This window comes from Streptomyces showdoensis (genome assembly GCF_039535475.1).
GTDB classification, from domain to species: domain Bacteria; phylum Actinomycetota; class Actinomycetes; order Streptomycetales; family Streptomycetaceae; genus Streptomyces; species Streptomyces showdoensis.
This window is the reverse complement of sequence record NZ_BAAAXG010000013.1, coordinates 26,366-48,781: the sequence shown is the minus strand read 5'-3', so window position 1 is coordinate 48,781 and position 22,416 is coordinate 26,366. Positions and strand designations below refer to the sequence as shown.

Below are 22,416 nucleotides of genomic sequence, written 5' to 3'. Positions count from 1 at the left end.
GAACACCGCTTTCTCTAGTACCAGTTGTGGGACTGCCAGAAGGACCACGCCGAGCACGGGGTGCCGTAGCGCGACGTGATGTAGTCGAGGCCCCACTCGATCTGGGTGGCCGGGTTGGTCTGCCAGTCCGCACCCGCCGCGGCCATCTTGTCGCCGGGCAGGGACTGCGGGATGCCGTAGGCGCCGGACGAGGGGTTCGTCGCGTACACCTTCCAGTTGCTCTCACGGATCCAGAGGTTGTCCAGGCAGCCGAACTGGCCGCTCACGGACCAGCCGTGTTCGGCGGTCTTCCACTGCCCGGTGATCTTCACGGTGCGGGCGACGCGCATCGCGTTCATGGTCGCGGGGCCCGATATGCCGTCGGCGGACAAGCCGTTCGACTGCTGCCAGGACTTCACCTTGGAGGTGGTCCCGTCGCCGTAGGCGCCGTCGGCGGTGGTGCCGACCTTGCGCTGCACCTCCTTCACCTTGTTGTGCAGGGCGAGTTCGGTGCGGCTGCCGTAGTCGCCGTCCTCGGCCAGCCCGTTGTCGCGCTGGAAGGAGCGGACCGCGGCGGTGGTCTGCGCGCCGTAGACGCCGTCGACGCCACTGGCCGCCAGGTAGCCGATGCCCGCGAGGTTGCGCTGGATCCAGGTGGTGGAGTCCAGGGCGTGCGCGGGGACGGAGGGCGCCAGTACGGCGAGCAGGGCGGCGCACAGCACGAGTGCCGCCTGGGCGAGGGGCAGCCGGCGGGCCGGCGGCCGGGAGGCCGGAAGGGTTGTACCGGTGGGTGTCACTCCGAGTCCTTGTCTTCGCGGGGTGAGGGGCGGCCGAAGCCATGGTGCTGTGGGGGCCCGTGGTGCGGAGCCCCTCGGGAGCGATACGGGACGGGTCCGGGACGCCCGGGACGCCCGGGGGGTCCGGGACGGGAAGGCCGGTGGAGTCGCGGGAGCTTGCGGGACGGATTTCTGCGTCCGCTGTGTCACCGGTGTGCTGGTGTGACAGTGTCCTGCCCGGCAGGTAGCGGGAAGTTGTCGATGAACTCCCGTTCTTGTACGGGGAGTTCATAACGGGGAGGTGCTTCGAATGGCTGCTGTCGTGAAGCAGGCCCGGGACGAGCAGCGGCGGGACGCCGAGCTCAGGGCCGTCCGCGAGCGGGTCCTGGCCGGGATGCGCCGCATCAAGGAGGAGTACGGCCTCAGCTTCGGCCGGCTGGCCGAGAAGACGCACTACAGCCGCTCGTCCTGGGAGCGCTTCCTCAACGGGAAGCAATGGCCGAGCCGCGCGGCGATCCAACAGCTCGCGGAGGTGGTGGGTGAGGACCCCGAAGGGCTCATCGGACTCTGGGAACGCGCCGAGGAGCTGGCGCGCAGGAGCCGGGCCTCGGGCGGTCGGGCGAACGGGGGCGGGCCCGCGGCGGGAGCGCCCGCGGCGGGCGGACAGGAGGAGGCGGAAGGGCCGGAGGAGACGCCCGCCCGAGGCCACGCGCCCACCGGGCCCGGGCGGGACGGGGAGTCCGGGCGGCACGGGGAGGCCGGGCCGGACGGGGAAGCGGCAGGGCGGCGCGGGGACTCCGCGAGCCGCGGGGAGACGGAAGGGCGCCGGCGGTCCGAAGCGCGCGGGCAGGCGCGGCCGCACGGGGCCTCCGAGGGCCACGCGGAGTCCGAGCGCCGTGGCGACCCCGCGCGCTACGGGGAGTCCGAGCGCTACGGGGACCCCGAGCGCCATGACGACCCCGAGCGCCGCGGCGACCCCGAGCGCTACCGGGACCCCGAGGGCTACGGGGAATCCGTGACCCGCGGGGGAGTCGAAGGCCGCCGCGGCGAATCCGTGGCCCGTGAGGGAGTCGACGTCCGTGGGGAAGCCGACGTCCGCGAGGGGGCCGACGTCCGGCAGGGGGCCGACGTCCGGCAGGGTGTCGGCCCGCACGACATGACGGGCTCACGCGGCGCGCGCGAGCCCCGCCCCGGAGACACCGCGCCGGAGGCGCCGCGGCCGGGCTCCCGGTCCGCACGGGCGAGGCCCCTCGTCCACATGGCGATCGGTGCGGTGCTGGGAGCCCTCATCGCGATCGCCGTGATCGGACCGAACCCCATGGCGGACGACCCGAGGGGAGAGGCCGGGAAGTCGACGTCGAGCGAGCAGAGGTCGGGAGTGGCGGCGCTGGGCGAGACCGAGAGCGCGTCCCCGCCCGCGTCCGACCATCCCGAACCCGGCTGCTCCGGAGAGTCCTGCCTCGGCCGCGAGCCCCAGACCATGAACTGCCAGTGGGACGCGAAGACCGTCCGGCTGCTGTACCTGCGCGGTCTGCGGATCCAGCTCCGGCACAGCCCGGCCTGCCAGGCCGTCTGGGGCCGCCTGGAGAACGGCGCGATCGGCGACGGCGTGGTCATCACCGACCAGGGCAGCCGCACGGAGGAGGCCACCATCCGGGTCGACCGCGACACGTACACCCGGATGCTCTCCGTGGCCGAGTACCCGATCTCGACGATCTCCATCTGCGGGACGATCCCGAAGGTCAAGGAGCAGGAGTGCGACCCCGTACAGGACGCCCCGCAGCCCTGACCCCCGGTGGCCGCGGGTGGCCGCGCGCGTCCCGGCCCGGGTCCGCACCGTCCCGGGACGCGCGCTCACCCGATCTTGAGGTGTTGGACTCCCTTATGGGACGGGGAGGTTGCTCGTAGCGTTCGATGGCCGCCCCGCACCGGGCGGGCGGCTGCCGAACACATGGGGAGAGAGATGAACGACCTGCCGACGCCGCGTCCACGACGGCGTACGGTGCTGTCCGGGGCCTTCGCCCTGGGCGCGGGCGCCGTGCTGGGGACCGCACTGCCCGGGAGCGCGTGGGCCGCCGCCACGCCCGTGATCTCCGGGTGCGCTGCCTGGGGCTCCCGGCCGCCGAGCGCCCCGGTCAAGCTGCTGGCCACCGCCCCCCACAAGATCATCGTCCACCACACCGCGACGCCCAACAGCACCGACTACTCGCAGGCGCACGCGTTCGCACTGTCCCGGTCGATCCAGGACAGCCACATGGACGAGAAGGGCTGGATCGACTCGGGTCAGCACTTCACCATCAGCCGCGGCGGCTGGATCACGGAGGGCCGGCACTCCAGCGCGGCGGCGCTGGCCGGCGGCACCCAGCAGGTCGAGTCCGCGCACTGCACCGGCCAGAACACCGTCGCCGTCGGCATCGAGAACGAGGGCACGTACAGCACGGTCGACCCGCTGTCGGCCCAGTACGCGAAGCTGGTCGACCTGTGCGCGTACATCTGTGCGCAGTACGGACTGCGCGCCTACCAGATCTTCGGGCACCGGGACTTCAACAACACCGAGTGCCCCGGCGACCGGCTGTACGCGATGCTGCCGCAGCTCAGGGCCGACGTCGCCGCCAGGATCGGCGGCAGCCCATCCTGGAGCGGCTGGCCGGTGGCGCGTCTCGGCGACACGGGGGAGCGGGTGAGGTCGCTGCAGCACCTGCTGAACTCCCGTGGCTCCACGCTCACGGCCGACGGGTCCTTCGGTCCGGCGACGGAGAGCGCGGTACGGGCCTTCCAGACCACCAACAGGGCCGGGGTCGACGGCGTGGCCGGCAACCAGACCTGGCACCAGCTCTCCGCCCCGCTCGGCCGCGGTGCGGCGGGCGACGCCGTGAAGGCCCTGCAGGTCCAGCTCAACGCGCGCGGTCAGGCACTGGTCGTCGACGGGAGCTTCGGCTCCGGCACCGAGGCCGGCGTCCGGGCGTTCCAGACCTCCGCGGCCCTGCCGGTCGACGGGGTCGCGGACGCCCGCACCTGGAGCCGTCTCCTCGCCTGAGCCGTCCCGGCCGGTCCCGGCCCGTCCCGGCCCGTCTCTTCGCGCGCGTCCCGGGGCGTTTCGGCCCGGCGTCCGTCCCGTGAGTGTCCCGACTGCGCGATGGGACGGGCCAATCCCCCGGTGTCGCGGTCAGGATTCCGCTGGACCGGCGGTGGCCCCGGCCGCCACCGGTCGACGACCGAGCACCATCCATCGGACCCAAGGAGTCACGGCATGCGCAGCATTCGCAGGACCACGATGACCGCCGGCGCCCTCGCACTGGCCGGTGTCGCCGCCACGTGCGTGGCGCTCGCGCCGACCGCCGCCGCCTCCGCCCAGGCGTGCGTGGTCTCCAGCATCACCACCGGCGAGTACGAGGCGCAGGGCACGATCCGCACCAAGGCCGCGAGCAGCTGCGGCGACCTCAACCTGACCTACTCGTACAACACCACCAGCCGCAACTACGACTACTACGCGGGCCGCTACAAGAAGTCGACCGGATGGGTGACCGGCTCGAAGCGGTACGTCCAGGCGTACGACGGCAACCACAGCGTCAGCGACTCCACCTACTGGCTCGTCACCGACATCTCCGCCGGCACGCAGTTCAGCGTCTCCAGCCTCATGGAGGGCGGCGACAACGTGCAGATCACCCACTGATCGGCACGACCGTCGAACACCAGACGCCGTGGGGCCGTCCGCAGGGCGGCCCCACGGCGCCGGAGCAACCGAGGAGAGGTGAGGCGCCGTGACGAGGAAGCCGGTCATCGCCGGGATCCTGGGCGCCGTCGTCGCGGCGACGGTACTGACGGCCTGCGGGGGTGCCGCGCCCGGCCTCTCCGCGCGGTCCCTCCCCGCGCCGTCGGGCACCGTGCGGCCGCCCACGGTGCAGAAGGGGCTGCCGCGTGACGTCTCCGCCATGCTGCTGCCCGCGACGGGCGAGGACTCCAGACTGACCCAGGGGCTCGACGGCTTCGCCCAGATGGTGGGTCACGCCCGGCTCCAGGAGTGCGCGGAACGGGCGGGGGTGAGCCCCCCGGAGGTCCCGCCACCGGCGTACATCGGCTGGTCCGACCTCCCCGACCTGGGATTCATCGGACGGCACGGTCTCACCCGGAGCGTGCCGGCGGTGCCGGACGCCGAACCGGCGGCCGGGACGACGAGGCCGGGTCCGACGGGCCGGCCGGACCGGGCGGACCGGGCGGCGCAACAGCGCTGCGCGGCGGAGGCCCAGACGGCCACCAAGGAGTTCAAGAACCTCTACATCCCGCTCCAGTCCCTGTGGTGGCCCGAGGTCTCCGCGGTCCGGGACGACCCACGGGCCCAGGAGGCACTGCGGACCCTGCCCGGCTGCCTCGCGCGGTACGGGGTCGAGGTCGACGACGAGGACGGGTTCTTCGCCCTCGTCGACCGCACCGTCCAGGGCATCGAGGACGGCGAGGAGGCGGCGCGGGCCGACCGGGGACTGGGGGCGGCGTACGCCACCTGCATGGCTCCGGTGGAGGCCGTACGGGAGCCCCTGCGCGCCGGCCGCCGAACGGCGTTCCAGGCCGCGCACCGGGAGGAACTCCGCGCGTTGGAGCGGACGCTGCTCCCGCGCATCCGTGAACTGGAGCGGCGCGACGGGCTGGCCTTCGCCCGGCCGCTCCCCTGAGAACGCACCCGCATCACGCCCTTCCGCCAGCACTTCCCCCACGCACTTCCCTGACGCACCGCCGTCACGACTTCCGTCACGACTTCCGTCACGACTTCCGTCACGAGAGGGATCGCACCATGCTCCGATCATCCGGTCTGCGCAGGCAGGGCTCCCGGATCGCCCTGTTCCTGGCCATGATCATGGCCCTGTTCGTCCAGGCCGGGGCACCGGCCCAGGCGTACGCCGGCGCCTTCTTCCACACGCAGAGCTCGGGCAACCGAGGCAGCGACGTCGTCGCGATCCAGCACCTGCTGGGCGCGCGCGGCCACACCGTGGCCACCGACGGGGTCTTCGGCTCGGGCACGGCGTCCGCCGTCCGGTCCTTCCAGAGCTCCCAGGGCCTCACCGCGGACGGCATCGTCGGCCCCAACACCTGGGGACGGCTCGTCCTCACGGTGCGCCAGGGCGACAACGGGTCCGCCGTGAAGGCCGTGCAGTACCTGCTCAACGCCAAGCGCGCGGCGGGCCTCACCGTCGACGGCGACTTCGGGCCCGCCACGGTCACGGCGGTGAAGAACTTCCAGAGCCACGCCGGTCTCTCCGCGGACGGCGTGGTCGGTCCCGACACCTGGCGCAACCTGGTCTGGCACTACGAGCTCGTCAACTTCTCGAACATCTGCGACCAGAACCCGGACGGCAACGCCTCCGCCAACTGGGCCACCGCCGCGGCCGTGGCCCAACTGGAGTCCGCCGCGGCCTCCTTCGCCTCGACCGGCCAGGGCAAGGTGCCGATGGGTGACGCCGGCTTCGAGCACGGCGGCGACATCCCGGGCCACGCCAGTCACGAGGTCGGGCTCGACATCGACATCTGGCCGATCCGTACCGACTCGGCCCAGTGCACCGCGGGCCGGATCACGTGGCAGTCCGGGACCTACGACCGGGCGGCGACCCGCCAGCTCGTGCAGGCGATCCGCGCCGCGGCCCCCGGGCACATCGAGCTGATCTACTTCAACGACCCGACGCTCATCTCCGAGGGCCTGACCACCCAGTACCCGAACCACGACAACCACCTGCACGTCCGCTACCGCTGACGCCGGCCGGCGCGGCACGCGAAGGAGAGAAATGCGCACACGCTTCCCGGCGGTGATCGCCGCGGTCCTCGCCGCGATGGTGGCCGTCCTGCTCGGGCCGGGCACGGCGTCGGCCGCCACCTGGCCGGTCATCGCCAACGGCGACAGCGGGCCGCAGGTGACCACGGTCCAGCACCTGCTCAGCCACCGCGGGTACGCCACCACCGCCGACGGCCGGTTCGGGCCGGCCACCGAGGCCAAGGTGTCGTCGTTCCAGAGCGCCAACGGCCTCACGGCCGACGGCTCGGTGGGCCCGCTGACCTGGCCCAAGCTGGTCGTCACGGTGCAGAGCGGCAGCAGCGGCAGCGCCGCCAGGGCGGCCCAGACCCAGCTGAACCGGTACGGGTACGGGCTCGCCGTCGACGGCGCCTTCGGCGCCGCGTCGACGAACGCCGCCAAGGACTTCCAGTCCAAGCACGGCCTCACCGCGGACGGCATCGTCGGCCCGAACACCTGGAACGCCCTGGTCGGCGGCTCGGGCAGCGGCGGGGGCGGCACCAGCCGCGCCCAGCTGGCCGCCTCCATCGACGCCAACTCCCGTATCTCGCTGCTGACGTACCACGTCAGCGGGGTCGTGGACAACGACTCCACGGCCCAGGCGAACATCACCGACACCAAGAACGGCACCACGGCCGAGACGAGCAACTACAGCGACGTCGGCGAGCGCGAGGTCTGGCTCTCCACGGCGATGCTGAACGGCATGCTCAAGCTGGCCACGGAGCGGGGCTACACCTTCCTGGTCACCGAGATCGCCGGCGGTGACCACTCGAGCACCTCCAACCACTACAAGGGCATCGCGTTCGACGCGGACAACATGTCCGTCAGCAACGCGACCTTCGTCAGCGCCTGCCGCGCGTACGGCGCCACCGAGGCCCTCGACGAGGGCAACCACGTCCACTGCGCCTGGGAGTAGTCACCGGGTCCACCACGGCCGGCGCCCGACACCAGGGGCGTCGGCCGTTCGTGCGTCACGGCGCGCGCCGACGCTCAGGCCGCGGGCAGGTGGGAGTGGGAGGCGCGGCGGGCCGCCGCCAGCAGGGCGTGGGTCTGGAGGCCGACCTGGTCGGCGTCGGTGACCGGCGTGGGGAACGCGAGGCGCACGTCACGCCATCCGGACCCCAGTTCCAGGCGCAGCGTGATGCCGTAGCGGTCGATCGCGAGCGGCAGGGCCCGCACCAGGCCGTGGAGGGCGCCGGGTTCGACGAGCCGGAGGAGCAGGGTGACGAGTTCCGGGTGGGCGTCGACGAGGTGGTGGAGCAGCGAGGCCTCGCAGACCGCCAGCGGATCCGTCTCCGCCGCCTGGAGTTCCCGGAGGGTGACGTAGCCGCGTCCCGTCGCGTCCTCGAACACGGCCTGGCCGAGCCGCATGCAGGCGCTCTCGGCGGAATCGGCCCGGTACGGGGCCGCGACGAGTCCGGTGAGCGTCACGCGGGCGCGCACGCGGTCCCGGACCGGCGCCGGCGCGATGTCGGTGAGCTCCAGGCGCACCGGCACGAGCGGCCCCCGCTGGTCGGGGCCGAACTCCTCGTCGGGCTCGTGGAGATGGATCCGCCCCAGCGCCCCCGCCCCGTCGAGGTCCCGTACCTCCTGCCGGAGGCCGTCGGAGATCACGGTCATGGAGTGGGCGGCCGTCACGATCGACCGCATCCGCTCGGCGGGGGTCGGGTGGGGGACGGGGGTGGTGTGGGGGCGCATGGGTTCTCCGTGAGGCAGTCGCAGACGCTCTACTTAGGTAAGCCTAACCTAATGAACGGGTGTCGGGGGGGGTGCCGCGCGGTCCCGGTCACTCCGAGGGCTCGGGCGCCAGCATCCGCTTGCTGATCCACTCGAGCGGGCCGTCGGTGAGCGACTCGGCGTACTGCCGGCCGCTGTGCCGGCCGTTCTGGATCACGTGCAGCCGCATCGCGACGGGACCCTTGTCGTACTTCTTGACGAAGGCCTTCGTGGCCGCCTGCCCGCTCTCCTTGGTGCCCAGCATGATCGAGATGTTCACCTTGGGCCCGCCCTTCGCGATCAGCCGGGAGGCCAGGTACCCGGGATCGTTGGCCTTCCTCTCCTTGTCGTGCCCCGCCCAGAAGGGGGAGGTGGGCTCGGTGTCCGGGCCGCCCGCGATCGCGGAGCCGAACCTGCCGGGGTACTGGAGGACCATCTTCATGCCCACGTAACCGCCCGACGAGGAGCCGAAGAACCCCCAGCCGCGGGGGTCCTTGTAGGTGCGGAAGTTCTCGCGCGCCAGGTCCGGCACGTCGTCCGACATCCAGGTGCCCATCTTGGGCTGCCCCGGGATGTCCGAGCCGTCCCAGTAGTCCTTGTCGGACGCGTTCAGGACCGGCATCACGACGATGAACGGCAGGCCCTTGCCCTCGTCGGCGGCCTGCTGGATCGTCTCCTGGAGCTTGAGGTCGGCGCCGAACCAGTAGTTCGTCGGGTATCCGTTGCTGCCCGGAAGCGCGATCAGCACGGGGAACGCGCTGTTCCGGTACTTCTCCTCGTCGTACTGCTTCGGCACCCACGCCCACACCTTGCCGGTGAATCCGGACTTGGGGCCCTTCAGCTCCGTCCACACGACCTTGGTGCCGTTGTCCAGGGTGCGCTGGGTCGTCCAGTCCCGCGGGTTCGACGGCATCCGGACCGTGCTCTCGCGCGCCGCCGGCGCCGAACTCCGCTGCGTCGCGCTCGGTTTGTCGCCGAAGCGGACGTGCTCGTCGCCCTGGGAGCAGGCCGTGGCGAGAAGGACGACGCCGATGGCGGCGAACGCGAGCGGGGTCGTCGACCGGCGAATCACGAGTACTCCAAGGGGGCGCGAGGGCGAACGGGCCGCGAGGGGGACGAGGTCGGAGGCGCCGCCCCTGGCGGGCCGGGTTCGCGACGCGTCGAGCTCACGGCATTACTGGACATAGAGAAGGGAAACGCCCATATCCAGGTTCCCTCTCGCGCCGCATGAGCGAGTGATCCACGTCACCCGCCGCCGGACCCGGCCCGCGGCTCCCACCGCGAGGCGCGCGGCGCGGTCCGAGCCGTTCACGGGATCAGCCCGTGGTCGTGTACTGGAGGGTGCCGCCGTACGAGCCGGGGGCCGTCTCCGCCGGGACGTTCGGTCGTGGCCACGGTCACCGACCGGGAGCCGGTGGTGGAGAGGGTGCTGGTGTACGCGAACGTGGCGAGCCCGGCAGGATCGACGACGGTGCCGGGTTCCGGGGCGCCGAAGTCGACGGCCGGCAGGCTCACCGCCATCGACAGGACACCCGGCGCCGCGGCGGAGGATGCCCGCCGAGCGGGCGCGGGAAGCCGGCGACCCCGCGTCACGACGCGGGCGCACGGCCCACGTCGACGGTCGGCGGAGCGCTGATGCCCCGACTGCCCCGAGGGGGGAAAGCGCAGTTCAACGCGCGTATCCAGGGGGCCCATTCGTACGCTGCCAGTGAGCAAACCGGACAAGGGCGCCCACACCGCCAAGATGGCTTGACCCCACCTGTCCGAGGCTGCATCGTTCCCGACCGTATGCCCGCCGTCAGACCGGCGGGCCCGTGCGAGGGGACACTCGAACCGCATGTCTGACATACCCGCGAGACGCCTGACCGGACGGCCGTCCCGTGATCGTACGAGGGCTGTCGCCGGCCGTGGGGCGGTGGCGCTCGCCACCGCGCTCGCGCTCGGCATGACCGCCGCGCCGCTCGCGGCGGCGGCACCGCCCGGCACCGCCGCCACCGGCGGAACCGGCCCGGCCGCACACCCGGCCGCCGGGCAGCAGAAGCGCGCCACCGGCGTCGACAAGGCCGTGCAGGACGCCCTGCGCAAGGCCAAGGAGTCCGGCAAGCCCGTGACGGTCGACGCCCTGACGACCGCGACCTCCGAGACGGTCGCGCAGCCGAACGGCCGCCGGCTCATCACCAAGACCCACGCCCAGAACGTACGGACCAGGCAGAACGGCGGCTGGCGCACGCTGGACCCGACGCTGGTCACCGGCGCCCGGAACACCGTCGTCCCGCGCCTCACCGACGCCCGGCTCACGCTCTCCGGCGGCGGCACCGGCCCGCTCGCCACCGTCACCACCGCCGACGGCAAGCGGTTCGCCGTCACCGCGCCGTTCGCCCTGCCCAAGCCCGCGCTGCACGGAGCCACCGCCACGTACGCCTCCGTGCTGCCCGGCGTCGACCTGAAGGTGACCGCGCTCGCGGACGGCGGCTGGCGCGAGGTCGTCGTCGTGAAGACGGCGAAGGCGGCGGCCGATCCGCGGCTGAAGAGGCTCCGCTTCCCGGTGCGCACCACCGGCCTCACCCTGTCCGCCGACCGCGCCGGCAACATCGCCCTCAAGGACGCCCACGGCAAGGCCCGGCTGCACGCGCCCACCCCGTTCCAGTGGGACTCCAGCTACGCCGCCCCGAGCTCCCGCTGGACCACCGCGAAGAGCGCCGCCGGGCCCGCGCAGGCGGCCGCGGCCGCTCCGGTGGCCGGTGTCCGCTCCTCGGCCGAGCAGCCGGGCGACGGCGCGAACGTCTCCACCATGAAGGTCGAGGCGAGCGCCGACGCGCTCGTCCTGACGCCCGATCCGAAGACCTTCGGCAAGGGCACCGGACCCTGGTACCTGGACCCGACGGTGAGCGCCCAGGCCAACCGCCAGGTGAACGCCCAGGTCCAGGAGAACCACCCGACCACGTCGAACGTCAACACCCTCTCCAGCCTGGGCGTGGGCTACTGCGGCTACTCCGACTGCACCGGATACGGCCGCTACCGCTCGTACTTCCAGCTCGGCATCCCGTCCCAGCTGTACGCCGACGGTTCGCGCGGCACCGCCCAGATCTGGAGCGCCACGCTGAGCGCCTCCGTGGTCAGCTCCGCGGCCCCGGGCACCAACAAGGGCATCGCGCTGTGGAACACGCCGATGATCCCCGGCGGCGCCACCTGGAACAACCAGCCCTGCGGCACCGGCTACATGAACGGCTGCGACAAGGTCGGGACGCAGTGGATCACCGGCAACGGGAACATCTACTACGACGTCAAGTGGTGGGTGCAGCGGGCCGCCGACCAGAAGTGGTCGAACTGGACGGTCGGCTTCTCGGGTGAGGACGAGAGCAACAAGTACTACCGTCACCACCTGGGCCCCGACCCGGTCATCGCCATCGAGTACGACATCGCGCCCACCATCTGGTACCCGCGCACCACGCCGACGCCCGGCTTCGCCGACAGCGGCAGCTACAACGACTGCCAGACGCCCGGCGGCAACGCCTGGTACAACCCGGGCTGGGTCGGCGCCAACCAGTACATCAAGCTGAAGGTCAACACCTGGTCGCCGATCGGCTTCAACCAGCTGTACACCAACTTCCACATCTGGGACGACAACGACTCCAACTGGAGCGTCCGGCAGGACGTCGGCCCGACCGGCAGCTACGGCGAGGTCGAGTACTGGGCCGGCACCTTCGCGGACGGCCACCAGTACGGCTGGACCGCCAACGTCAGGGACGGCTGGCTCTCCTCCGGTGACACCCCCTGGTGCTACTTCCGCGTCGACAAGACACCGCCGGCGCTCACCGTCAGCTCCACCGACTTCCCGGCGAGCGGCACCGTCAACGTCGTACCGAAGCTGAAGATCAACGACACCGGTACGTTCCGGGTGAACATCACCGACCCGGCGCCGAGCAGCGGCCTGAACGCCTCCGGCCCCGCCTGCTTCCGCTGGAGCACCGACCCGACCCCGGTCACCGGCTGGAAGTGCTCCGACCCGGGCGTGGTCCGGGGCGCGAGCGGCACCTTCCCGTACACGCCGCGGATCTGGGGCACCAACATCCTCTTCGTCCAGGCGATGGACGTGGCCGGCAACTACAGCCAGCCCTTCCCGTACACCTTCTACGTGCCGTGGGACCCGGCCAAGGGTGCCGCCGTCCCCGGTGACCTCGACAAGGACGGCCGCGGCGACATCCTGAAGCCGGACACCGCGGGCAACCTGATGCACATGACGGCGGACAGCGATCCGACCATCGCCCAGGCCGCCCTGCTCGGTCTCGCCCCGCAGGGCACCACGTGGAACGACGTGCAGACCACGCACCGCGGCGCGCTGCGCTCCATGGGCGTCGACGACGTCTTCGCGCACACCACGGCGAACCCGGCGCTGAAGGGGAACCTCTACCTCTACCCCAACAAGGGCGACGGCACGTTCAACACGTACACCACCGTCGACAAGCCGACGACCTGGGCGGCGCCGGACGGCACACCGCTCGACGCGGCCCCCGCCGGATGGGTGCCGGACTGGTCCGAGGCGACGCAGATCCTCGCGCTCGGCGCGCCCAAGGCGACGCTGAACGACTTCGACGGCGACCTGGCGGCCGACCAGACGGCCGTGCTCGCGGTCGAGCGCGGCAACCTCTGGCTGTACCGCTCCAACAGCATCAACAGTCTCGACGCGGACGCCGTCCTGGTGTCCGGCACCGGCAACTGGGGCGGCTTCGAGCTCCTCAACCCCGGTTCGGCGAGCGGCAAGGCCCAGCCGACGCTGTGGACCCGCAGCCTGGCCGACGGCACGCTCCGCTCGTACCCGATCGGCACCCGCGACGGCCGGCTCGACCTGTCCGCGCTCGCCAGCCCGACGGGTCCCGCCTCGTCCGTCATCGGCAGCGGCCTGACGACCGGGGCCTTCACGAAGGTCGGCACCGTCGGCGACGCCACCAAGGACGGCCTCGCCGACCTGTGGGCGGTCGCCGCCGGCAGCGAGAAGCTGATCTTCTGGCGCGGCAAGACCGCCTCGGGCGCGGCGGCGGGCACCGTCACCGGCTTCGAGGCCCCGGCCGAGCTCGGTGACACCACCGCGCCCGTGGACCGCATGCGGCTCTCCTCGGGCACGGCCGGCAAGACCCCCGACGCGTACGGGAAGTTCCCCGGCACGGTCAAGGGCGGCGTCACCTTCACCGCCGACACCGTGAACGGCGCCCCGGCCACTGTGGCGACGTTCAACGGCACCGACGGCGTGATCGAGTCGGACGGGCTGAAGGTCGACACGACCAAGTCCTTCTCGATCTCGCTGTGGACGAAGGCGAACGCGCTGACCGACGGCGTGGTCATCAGCCAGGACAACACCCAGGCCAGCGGCTTCATGGTGTGGCCCGCCACCATGGGCAACGGCTACGTCAACTGGCACCTCGGCATGGCGACCGCGGACAACGGCGGCTGGCCGTACGACACCACGGACGTCCGCAGCAGCGCGGCGCGGGTCCAGGTCGGCGCCTGGACGAAGCTGACCGTCAGCTACAACGCCACGACGGGTCAGACGGCGCTGTACGTCAACGACGCGCTGGCCTCGACCGGCGTCCACACCTCGAAGCTGGCGGCGGCCGGTTCGCTGGTCCTGGGCCGCTACAAGTACCAGGGCCGGGCGAACAACTTCTACAACGGCTCGATCGCCGACGTCGTCGTCCACGACTACGCCGTCGACCCGGCGAGCGTCCCCGGCCCCGTCGTCTCCGACATGGCCCAGGGCGTCTGCCTGGACCTCGACGGAGGCGTCTCGGCCGACGGCCGCGCGGTCCAGGCGTGGACCTGCAACGGCTCGGCGGCGCAGGCGTGGAAGGCCGCCGGCGACGGCAGCCTCCAGATCCTGGGCCGCTGCCTGGAGGTCGGCGGCAACGGACCCTGGGGCAACAGCACCCCGGTCCAGCTCTGGTCCTGCAACGGCGGCGCCAACCAGAAGTGGTCCTTCCGCCCGGACGGCTCGATCTACCACCCGGCCTCGGGCCGCTGCCTCGACCTGCCGGGCGGAGCGACGGCGAACGGGACACGGCCGCAGCTGTACGACTGCAACCAGACACGGGCGCAGCGGTGGCACACGGTGCCGGTGACGTGACGGGCGTTCAGGCCAATGGGCTGAACACGTGAATGTCAGAGGCCGGCGTCATCATCACGATGACGCCGGCCTCTGTTCACTTCGGACCGCTCAGAAGTCAGTCCTCTTCGTCGCCGTACGTACGACACGAGACGAAGCCGTCCCGAAACGCCGCGAAGCTGTCGGCGACCCGCTTCGGCACTCTGTCCTCGTCGACGTACGCCACGGAGGGCTCACCCAGCGGCCCGCACTCGGAATAGTCGAGCATCACGGTGTCGTGCCCAGCCGAGGGCGTGAGGCCGAGGACGACACCGATCGCGGGATATCCCCATTCGGTCACCAATCCTGGCGACAGGACATCGATCCCGTTCTCGCCCCCAACCCCCCAGATCACGTCTACGCAGAAGTGATCCGGTGCCCACGAGGTGGGGAATGCGGTGGGGAAACAGCGATTGTGCAGCACACCGCCGTTCTGGACTGACAGCAGATCGACGTAGCTTTTCGGCAGACGCACCTGGAGCACACTCTCGGCCCGCCGAATCATCTCGGAGTCCACCGGTGGACCAACCCACTCAGACTCTTCCGACTGATCGAAGATCACGATCGAGTCCTACCTTTCTAGCAAATCGAGAAGCCACCGGTATGGCCGGTCTTCGAGTGAATGGACATGCTGACGAGCTGCATCACTCCGCAGTTCTGGTGGTGGTTCCACGTCCATCTACTCTTACGGTAGGCCGGATTGATACCGGCTGCCTTGTCCGCTGCCGCGAAGTCCTTCTTTCGGTCACCGGTCAGAGTGATGACGACATCGGGCGTGGCCGGGTCCCGGTGGGCGCTGAAGTCCGGGAAGCCCTGGGAATCGAACGGAACGCCCGTGACCGGGTGCGTACCACCGGCGAGATGGGCGTTGATCGGGCCGACGGGAGTCCCGCCGGTCGCACACGTGCATGCCGTGGTGTGACCGCCGACCGCACCACCGCAATTGTGCACGAGCACGGATATCTCGCCGGCCAATACGTAGTACGTGTGCAGGCTGTCGACCGTGAGGTCGTACGTGACCACGGTGTGGTGGTAGTTGCGGACATGCGTGATGGTGATCGGCGTGCCGTCAGGGGCCCGCAGTTCGTGACCTGAGGTCAGCGTGCTGGCCTCGGTCCAGCGGCGCGCCGTCGCGTCCCAGAACGGGTGGTGCCACGTCGTCGTCAAACTGCTCGACTTGCCGTCGGCGGAGGTCAGCGTGAGGTCGGTGAACTCCTTGTCGTCCGGGGTCGTGATGAGCCGTTCGACCGTCTGCGTCCGGGTCTTGCCCGTCTGTGGGTCGGTCGCTAGGACCTGGTCCCCCTCCTTAACCTCTTCAATCGACTTCGTCGTGCCGTCGGCGAGCTGTACCCGGGTACCGGCGGGGAAACTGTGGGGCGCTCCGCCGATGGGGCAGCTGGCGCCGGCCTCGGCGTTCTCGATCGCGGCCGGGGCGGCGTCGGGTTCGGCCTTGGCCGCTTCCTCAGCCGCCTGCTTCTCCGCCGCCTGTTTCTCCGCCGCGACCGCAGCGTCCTCCGCTGCGGCGGCCTCGTCGGCGGTCTTCCGGGCCGTGACCAGGGCGCCTTCTGCCTCCCTGGCTATCTTCTGCGCGCCCCGGAAGGCGTCGTAGGCCTTCTCGCCTTCCTTCCAGAGCTTGAAAGCCCGGATGCCGACCTTCACCGCCTTGAAGACCTTCGACCAGGGGACGAAGTTCAGTGCGGTATTGATGCAGCCCATGACGTCGCCCTTGGTGAAGCAGTCGCGCGCGTCGTTGAAGCCGATCAGGTCGCCGACGACGTCGACGATCTTGCTCATCAGCTCTTCGCGTTCCTGCTTCGCCTTGGCGAGAGCCTCGTCGGCGGCCTGCTTCTGGCGCAGCGCTTCGGCCGCGGCGGCCTGCTTGGCGGTGTTGTCGTTCTTGGCCTGCTGTGTTGACGGGGTCGTGCCGGTATCGGTGGGGCTCCCCCCGCCGGTACCGCCACTACCGCTGTCCTCCTTCTCGTAGTAGCGCTGCCAAGCGGCGGCGCTCATGCAACGGCCGCTGCCGTCGTCGGCGGGAATACACGTGCCGCTCGAGTCGGACTGATCGACCGGGTTGTTGTCGGCGTACGCGTAGGAGTTCCAGGACTGGGGGTCGCCGTCGCTGAAGATCGGATCGACCGACAGGAATCGACCCGTGGCCGGGTCGTACTGCCGTGCGCCCAGTGTGGTGAAGCCGGTGTCCTCAAGAGTGCCGCCGACGAAGCCGCGGCTTCCCGCCCAGGCGCCGGCGCCCGGCTGGGTGCCGCGCGCGTTGCCGAAGGGGTCGCTGGGGCGACGGGCGACGGCGAGGGTTCCCGCCTCGAACTGGACGCCGTTGGTGCCGTGCGGGTCCGCGGCCTGGTAGTACAGCTTGCTCGTGCCGGTCTTGGTGACGCGAGTGACGGACAGGCCGCCCGGTGCGGGGTAGGTGCGGGTGTCGGACAGCGCGCCGGTAGCCGAGTCGAGGGTAACCTCGTCAGCGCCGACGTACAGCGTGACCTTGCCCGGCGAGCGGCGGATCAGCTGGCTGCCGGACGCGTCGTAGACGTAGCTGGTCGAGCCCGCCGTGGCGGTGTCCGAGACGGAATCGATCCTGCCCTCGGTGTTCCATGTGAGCCGCTTCGTCCCGGAGGTGCTGGTGACGGCCGTGGTGTTGCCGGACGCGTCGTACTGATACGTCGCCGTTCTCACATCGGTGCCGACCGTTGTCTTCGACGTGGCCAGGGCGTGTGGACCGCCCGTGCCGCCGCCCGTGTCCGGTGCGGTGGTCGGGGTGTTCGGACCGGTGGCGAACGTCTGGTCGACCGTCTGGTCCTTGGCGGTGACTCCCGTCGGGTCATGCCGGACCAGCTTGGTGCGGTTGCCGGTCAGGTCGTACCCGTACGACTGCCAGTACGGCGCCGGGCCGCCGATCCGCGCGGAGGCCTCGGCCGCCGTCGGCTCGGTCGGGTTGACACAGCCACCGATGCCGGAGACCGACGGGGCGGGCGCCGTGGTGGTGCCGCCGTTGTCGGTCCAGGCGGCGGACAGCCGGCCCAGGTAGTCGTACGTGAAGCACTGCGTGTCGACGCTGGTGCCGTCCTGCACGTTGCGGGAAGAGGTGAGCGTGCCCGCCTTGTTGTAGGTGTACGTGGTGAAGTCGACGTGGTTGCCGGCCAGCTGGCTGTCCAGGGTGGACTGTGTGACCCGGCCGGTGCCGGCGTCGTACAGCTGGGTGGAAACCACCTGGGAGCCGTACGGACCCACGGTGGTACGTGTGGGTCGACCGAAGGAGTCGTACTGAACGTCGGTTACCAGCGCGGATTTGCCGCTGGAGCCGATGAAGTTGCCGTCGACGTCGTAGGAGTTGGTCACCCGTTCGGCGGTCATACCGCCGGCCGCGGGCATGGTCGTGGTCTTCGGCAGGCCGAGGACCGGGGTGTACGTCACCGACGTGGTGTAGGTGCCAGCGATCGCACCTTCACTGGCCGGGATGTTCACCGACGCACCGGTGGGGCGGTATCCGATGTCGTAGCCGTTGACCGTCGACTTGTACGCCGCACCGTTCACGAAGCGGGTGGACGAGTCAGGCTTGCCCTTCGCTTTCGCGTCGTACGTCCACTCGATGGTCTTCTTCGCCGGGTCGGAGGTGTCCGTCCCTTCGTACGTCGCGGTCTGTCGGCCGAGAAGGTCGTAGGTGAAGCTCGTCGACCGGCCGCGCGCGTCCGTGGTCGTGGTGACCCGGCCGCCCGCGTCGTACGTGTTCCTCGATTCGCCCGAGTCTGGGTCGGAGATGCCGGTCGACTGACCCAGCAGGTCGTAGGTGTAGCGCCACTCGTGCCCTGAGGAGTCCTTACGGAGCACCGGTCGCCCGGCGATGTCGTACGACGTCGTGGTCGCGTCGTACGCCCCGGTCGGTGTGTTCGCCTTGTACTGCCGAACCTCCGTCGTCCGCCCCAGCGCGTCCGTGATCGACGAACTCCCGTACCCGCCGGGCGGTGGCGTGACGTCGATCCGGTCGGCACCCGCGTACGTCGTCGTCGACCGCCACTGCTCCTGCCCGTACGAAACGAACTTGCTGACCGTCACCCGCCCCAGCGCGTCGTACTCGTTCCACGTCTGCGCCGGGATCTGCGCGTCCTGCGGAACGAAGACGACAGCCGTCGGACCCGAGTCGTTGTTGAAGTACGACGGGGTCGTCTGGACCTCGCGGCCCTGGGTGTCGAAGATCGCGTCCGCGACCAGGCGGCCGACCGAACCGAACGGCGGCTGTGCCTGGGTCTGCCGGACGCGGCCGAAGCCGTCGTGGATCTGGATGCTCGTGCCGTAGCTGCCGTCCTCGCGCAGGTTCTGCGTGGTGATGGCGGCCGGACCGTCGCGCTCGAGCTTCAGGGCGTAGGCGAACTTCTGGTTCGGGCTCTGCGTGGCCTTGTCGCGGCCGGGCTTCCACACCGCGACCAGGCGGCCGAGGGAGTCGTACTCCTCGTCCGTGAAGCGCCCGTTCTCGTCCACCGCACGGGTCGGCAGACCGCGGCCCGGGTCCATCGTGGTGGTGGACGTCCAGCCGAGCGGGTTGGTGACCGCCACGGAGGTCGGCAGCGCGCCCTCGGCCGGCGTGTAGGCCGTCGTGGTCGTGGCGCCGTCCGGGTGCGTGGCGTCCTTGGTGTTCGGGTCGGTCGTGGAGACCTGGCGGCCGTACTTGTCGAAGGTGGCCTTCGCCGTGACCCGGTAGTTCGGCGAGCCGTTCGCGCCGTACGAGCTCAGCACCTCGTTGGAGGTCTGCAGCGCGCGGTCGCCGACCGTGCCCAGCGGCTGGTTGTCGAACAGGTTGCGGGTGTCCGCGATCGTGTTGGCCGCGTTCGGCGTGGCTCCGCACGGTCCCGCCAGGGTCAGGACCCGGGACGGGAGCTCGACCAGCAGCGGGTTGGCGCCGGAGGCGTAGGTCGTCTCCGTGCACTGGCGCTGCTCGGGCTTGGTGACGTCACCGAAGACGTCGACCTTCAGCACGCGCGCGGCGTGCGTGAGGTCGAGGTCGTAGCTGACCTCTCGCTTCGTCTCGCGCCAGGTGCCGTCGGCGAGGCGCGCCCGCTCCCGGACCTGGGAGGTGTTGACGAACCGGGCGGTGACCTTCGGCAGGCCGGCCACGGACGGCGTGTGGGTGGACGTGGGCTCCGAGCGCCACGGGGTGCTCAGCTCGCCGCTGAGGACCCTGGCGCCCGGCGCGACCGACTCGAAGGTCTGGGTCTCGCGGACGAAGCCGGCGTACTCCTCCTCGTCGGTGAGGGTGCCGCCCCAGGTGTCGGTCACCTGCCCGCCCATGCCGCGCAGGAAGGTGGCGACGGACTTGCTCTTGGGGCCGTCGGTGCCGTTGCCGGTGGTCGTGGTGACCGTCGCGTAGCCGCGGAAGTTGTCGTACGTCCGGGCCTCGTCGTCGGCGAACTCGGAGTCGTTCCGGTGCCAGGCGGCGCCGCCGCCGTACTCGTACTCCGTGACCCGCGCGACACCCGAGGTGACGCGGGACTCCTGGGTGATCGAGTTGACCAGGTACTTGGTGAACCAGTCGAGCTCCGGCTTGGCGTTGCTCGGCGAACCCGGCTTGACCCACTTGACCGGCATGCAGGCCATGTAGTTGTTCTCGGGCGATGCGGGCATGGTGCCGTTCTTGCGCGAGCACTCCTCCGTCCTGTAGCCGATGTTGATGCGGCCGCCGGTCTCGGTGGTGATCTCCGTCATGCGCGGGCGGTAGAACCGCGAGGCGGTGGCGGTGACCTCGTCGACCCGGTTGGGCTTCTGCGTGCCCGTGAAGCTGACCGGGGGCAGGTCGAGCGCGGCCATGCCGTTGGAGCCGGTGCGCTTGATCGACTGGAGCCACATGGTCGGGCTGTTGGTGCCGTCCTCGGGGTACGACCAGCCGTGGGTGAGCGTCCAGGTGTCGACGGTGCGGTAGCCGGAGCCGACGAGGACGTCGGCCTTCACCTCGGCGAGCCGCTTGGAGGTCCAGAAGGTGGGACCGTAGACGGTGCAGGTGCCGCCGCTCGCGCAGTTCTGGTCGAGCGGCGTGTCCTTCCAGCGGCTCTGGTTGGCGAGGGTGCGGTCCGCCGCCTCGCAGCCGGTGGTCTCGAAGCAGCGCTCCAGGGCCTTGAAGGTCATCACCACGGCGGGCTTGAGCCCGCCCTTCGCGGCGACCTGCTCGGGCAGGCGCTGGCCGTAGGAGACCGTGCGGGGCTGGGACGCGCGCTGGTACTTGGTGCGTGCGCCGGTGCCGTTGTTCTGGCCGCCGCCGCGGGCGTACCAGTTGTCCTCCTGGTCGTACGCGTAGCTGATCAGGTTGCCGTGGAGGTCGACGATGTAGTCGAGGTTCCACTGCCACCCCATCTGGCACCACGAGGCCGGTCCGGTGGAGGCGCCGTAGCAGGGGTCGCCGGCCTTCGGGTGGTACACCGGGACCGTGTTGACCGAGTTCGAGGCGGGGTCGGTGCCGTCACCGCCGGGCAGGTGGTTGGCGCCGAAGTAGTACTCGGTGCCCTCGGTCGTGGTGACCTTGAAGCCCTCGCCGTTCCAGGCGCCGTTGTTCAGCCCGGTCAGCGGGGTGATCTTCGTGCCGTCGTCGCCCTGGAGGCGCAGCACCCCGGTGGTGTCGTCCTTCACGACCTGGCCGGAGTGGCCGGCCAGGTTGAGGCTGAGGGTCTGGCCCGCCCAGCACTCGTCGCCCGACATGTCGATCCCGGCCTTCAGACACGGCTTGTACTGCCGGGAGATGAAGCCGGGGGTGTACGCCCAGCCCTCACCGGTCCAGGACGCCTGCGAGTTGGAGGCGGCGGTCATGCCGTCGACGGTGGAGGAGTCGTAGCCGAGCATGACGCTGGGCGCGGCTCCGCCGATCGCGGTCGGCATGGAGAAGGTGTAGCTGTACGTGAAGTTGCCCGCGTTCGATCCCGCGCTCCACGACATGGACGGCGAGAGCGGGGTGGCCGCGAACGAGCCGCCCGAACCGGACGAGGCCGGCTCGGTGGAGAGCACCATGGCACCGGACGCCGCCGACACGGCGTAGGAACGGCGGGCGCCGCTCGTGGTGCCCGTCCCCGTGGCGCCCGTCGCGGGCAGGGTGACGTCGGCGGTCAGCTTCCCGGTGAGCGGGTCGAGGGTGGACGGGACCGGCGTACGGGTACGGCAGCCGGCCCTCTCCGGGGTGGTCAGCGCACAGGCGGGCATCCGCACGAGACGGGCGCGGTCGCGCCAGGCGCCGGTGCCCTGCAGCGTGGTGACGTCGAGTTCGACGCGGACGGCGCGCCCGCTCTCGGCCGCGGGCGAGGCGCCGCGCACGGTGATGAGGTTGCCGAACGCGCCGGCGGCCCTGGCCTTGGCCGGATCGCTGACGGTGACGCTGACGGAGGTGGTGCCGGCGTCGGTGGGGGCGTCCGCGGTGGCGCCGGAGGCAGCGCGCCCGGCGATCTTCTCGGCGCCCTGGGCGGGCTTGGCGGACGCGGCGGACCTGGTCGGCTTGACCGGCTTCGCGGCGCCGAGGTCGGCTATGGAGACGGGCAGGCGCCCGGCACGTATCGCGGCGGCCTTGCGGCCGGCGCCGGGCGCGTGCGGCAGGGTGATGGTGGCCGTACCGGTCGGTACCGGCTTGCGGATCCGGCTCCAGCGGCGGACGACACGGTTGCGGGGGTCGGCGGAGGCGCCGAGCTCGCCGGGGTCCGTCCCGCCCTCGACGGACTTCGTCGCGGCCAGCTTCGTGTTCGGCGGCGTCCACACCTTGGAGGGGGGCTCGCTTCCGGCCCGCGCCTCGGGGACCGTCACGGCGGACAGCAGGACCGCGAGGACCGCGGTCAGGACCACCGACACCGATCTGTGTCTGTGTCTGGACCACATCGGTGGGTGGGCGTACCACGCCTTCATATCAACTCCAGCTTTCAGGGCAGCACAAAACGACGCCCGGCCGGATTCGGCGGGGCGTCACCGCGCAGGGGAATGCGACGCGGTCATCGCACCCTAGGGATCAACGAGCCTTCAACACCACGCTCCACCAGCGGATTTGATGGCTCCTTTAC

The 22,416-nt window shown here is 71.1% G+C and carries 13 protein-coding genes; 7 read left to right on the top strand and 6 right to left on the bottom strand.

Going from position 1 to position 22,416, the window contains the following annotated elements; translation table 11 throughout:
• Positions 1-14 precede the first annotated feature (14 nt).
• The gene (locus tag ABD981_RS09255) at positions 15-776 is read right to left on the bottom strand and encodes a peptidoglycan-binding domain-containing protein (RefSeq protein WP_165590928.1); all 762 of its coding nucleotides are present in this window, start codon (positions 774-776) and stop codon (positions 15-17) included.
• A 289-nt stretch (positions 777-1,065) separates the two neighbouring features.
• Between ABD981_RS09255 and ABD981_RS09250 the strand changes: the two genes are divergently transcribed.
• The 6 genes from ABD981_RS09250 (at position 1,066) to ABD981_RS09225 (ending at position 7,447) form a co-directional block, all read left to right on the top strand.
• Positions 1,066-2,544, top strand: coding sequence for a helix-turn-helix domain-containing protein (locus tag ABD981_RS09250; protein ID WP_123954422.1), 1,479 nt, complete (start codon positions 1,066-1,068; stop codon positions 2,542-2,544).
• 174 nt (positions 2,545-2,718) lie between these two features.
• Positions 2,719-3,792: a peptidoglycan recognition protein family protein gene (locus ABD981_RS09245; protein ID WP_046907564.1), complete on the top strand. Its 1,074-nt coding sequence runs from the start codon at positions 2,719-2,721 to the stop codon at positions 3,790-3,792.
• A gap of 213 nt (positions 3,793-4,005) precedes the next feature.
• Positions 4,006-4,428, top strand: coding sequence for a hypothetical protein (locus ABD981_RS09240; RefSeq protein ID WP_046907563.1), 423 nt, complete (start codon positions 4,006-4,008; stop codon positions 4,426-4,428).
• An 88-nt stretch (positions 4,429-4,516) separates the two neighbouring features.
• Positions 4,517-5,422: a hypothetical protein gene (locus ABD981_RS09235; RefSeq protein WP_165590927.1), complete on the top strand. Its 906-nt coding sequence runs from the start codon at positions 4,517-4,519 to the stop codon at positions 5,420-5,422.
• Positions 5,423-5,541: 119 nt separating this feature from the next.
• Entirely contained in the window at positions 5,542-6,495 is a 954-nt protein-coding gene (locus ABD981_RS09230) for a penicillin-insensitive murein endopeptidase (RefSeq protein ID WP_046907562.1), read from the top strand.
• Between the two features lie 31 nt (positions 6,496-6,526).
• Positions 6,527-7,447, top strand: a complete 921-nt coding sequence (locus ABD981_RS09225) for a peptidoglycan-binding domain-containing protein (RefSeq protein ID WP_046907561.1) — start codon at positions 6,527-6,529, stop codon at positions 7,445-7,447.
• Positions 7,448-7,521: 74 nt separating this feature from the next.
• Here the strand turns inward: ABD981_RS09225 and ABD981_RS09220 are convergent, their stop codons facing one another.
• The 3 genes from ABD981_RS09220 to ABD981_RS09210 form a co-directional block, all read right to left on the bottom strand.
• Positions 7,522-8,229 (bottom strand): DUF2470 domain-containing protein, encoded by a 708-nt coding sequence (locus ABD981_RS09220; protein ID WP_046907560.1) that lies wholly within the window; start codon positions 8,227-8,229, stop codon positions 7,522-7,524.
• Between the two features lie 88 nt (positions 8,230-8,317).
• On the bottom strand, positions 8,318-9,319 hold the full coding sequence (locus tag ABD981_RS09215) for an alpha/beta hydrolase (protein ID WP_240495190.1): 1,002 nt from the start codon (positions 9,317-9,319) through the stop codon (positions 8,318-8,320).
• 236 nt (positions 9,320-9,555) lie between these two features.
• Entirely contained in the window at positions 9,556-9,768 is a 213-nt protein-coding gene (locus ABD981_RS09210; RefSeq protein ID WP_046907559.1) for a hypothetical protein, read from the bottom strand.
• Positions 9,769-10,084: 316 nt separating this feature from the next.
• On the opposite strand from ABD981_RS09210, the gene ABD981_RS09205 reads away from it, so the two are divergent.
• Positions 10,085-14,365, top strand: a complete 4,281-nt coding sequence (locus ABD981_RS09205) for a ricin-type beta-trefoil lectin domain protein (RefSeq protein ID WP_276205577.1) — start codon at positions 10,085-10,087, stop codon at positions 14,363-14,365.
• 97 nt (positions 14,366-14,462) lie between these two features.
• On the opposite strand, the gene ABD981_RS09200 is transcribed toward ABD981_RS09205, so the two are convergent.
• Both ABD981_RS09200 and ABD981_RS09195 read right to left on the bottom strand, forming a co-directional pair.
• Positions 14,463-14,945: an SMI1/KNR4 family protein gene (locus tag ABD981_RS09200; RefSeq protein WP_240495189.1), complete on the bottom strand. Its 483-nt coding sequence runs from the start codon at positions 14,943-14,945 to the stop codon at positions 14,463-14,465.
• Between the two features lie 17 nt (positions 14,946-14,962).
• Positions 14,963-22,210 (bottom strand): polymorphic toxin-type HINT domain-containing protein, encoded by a 7,248-nt coding sequence (locus ABD981_RS09195; RefSeq protein WP_240495188.1) that lies wholly within the window; start codon positions 22,208-22,210, stop codon positions 14,963-14,965.
• Between the last annotated feature and the right edge of the window lie 206 nt (positions 22,211-22,416).

What these genes read in the sequence shown, in the direction of transcription:
- ABD981_RS09250 (WP_123954422.1), top strand. Translation starts at nt 1,066, where the DNA reads ATGGCTGCTGTCGTGAAGCAGGCCCGGGACGAGCAGCGGCGGGACGCC.
- ABD981_RS09245 (WP_046907564.1), top strand. Translation starts at nt 2,719, where the DNA reads ATGAACGACCTGCCGACGCCGCGTCCACGACGGCGTACGGTGCTGTCC.
- ABD981_RS09240 (WP_046907563.1), top strand. Translation starts at nt 4,006, where the DNA reads ATGCGCAGCATTCGCAGGACCACGATGACCGCCGGCGCCCTCGCACTG.
- ABD981_RS09230 (WP_046907562.1), top strand. Translation starts at nt 5,542, where the DNA reads ATGCTCCGATCATCCGGTCTGCGCAGGCAGGGCTCCCGGATCGCCCTG.
- ABD981_RS09225 (WP_046907561.1), top strand. Translation starts at nt 6,527, where the DNA reads ATGCGCACACGCTTCCCGGCGGTGATCGCCGCGGTCCTCGCCGCGATG.
- ABD981_RS09220 (WP_046907560.1), bottom strand. Translation starts at nt 8,229, where the DNA reads ATGCGCCCCCACACCACCCCCGTCCCCCACCCGACCCCCGCCGAGCGG.
- ABD981_RS09210 (WP_046907559.1), bottom strand. Translation starts at nt 9,768, where the DNA reads ATGGCGGTGAGCCTGCCGGCCGTCGACTTCGGCGCCCCGGAACCCGGC.
- ABD981_RS09205 (WP_276205577.1), top strand. Translation starts at nt 10,085, where the DNA reads ATGTCTGACATACCCGCGAGACGCCTGACCGGACGGCCGTCCCGTGAT.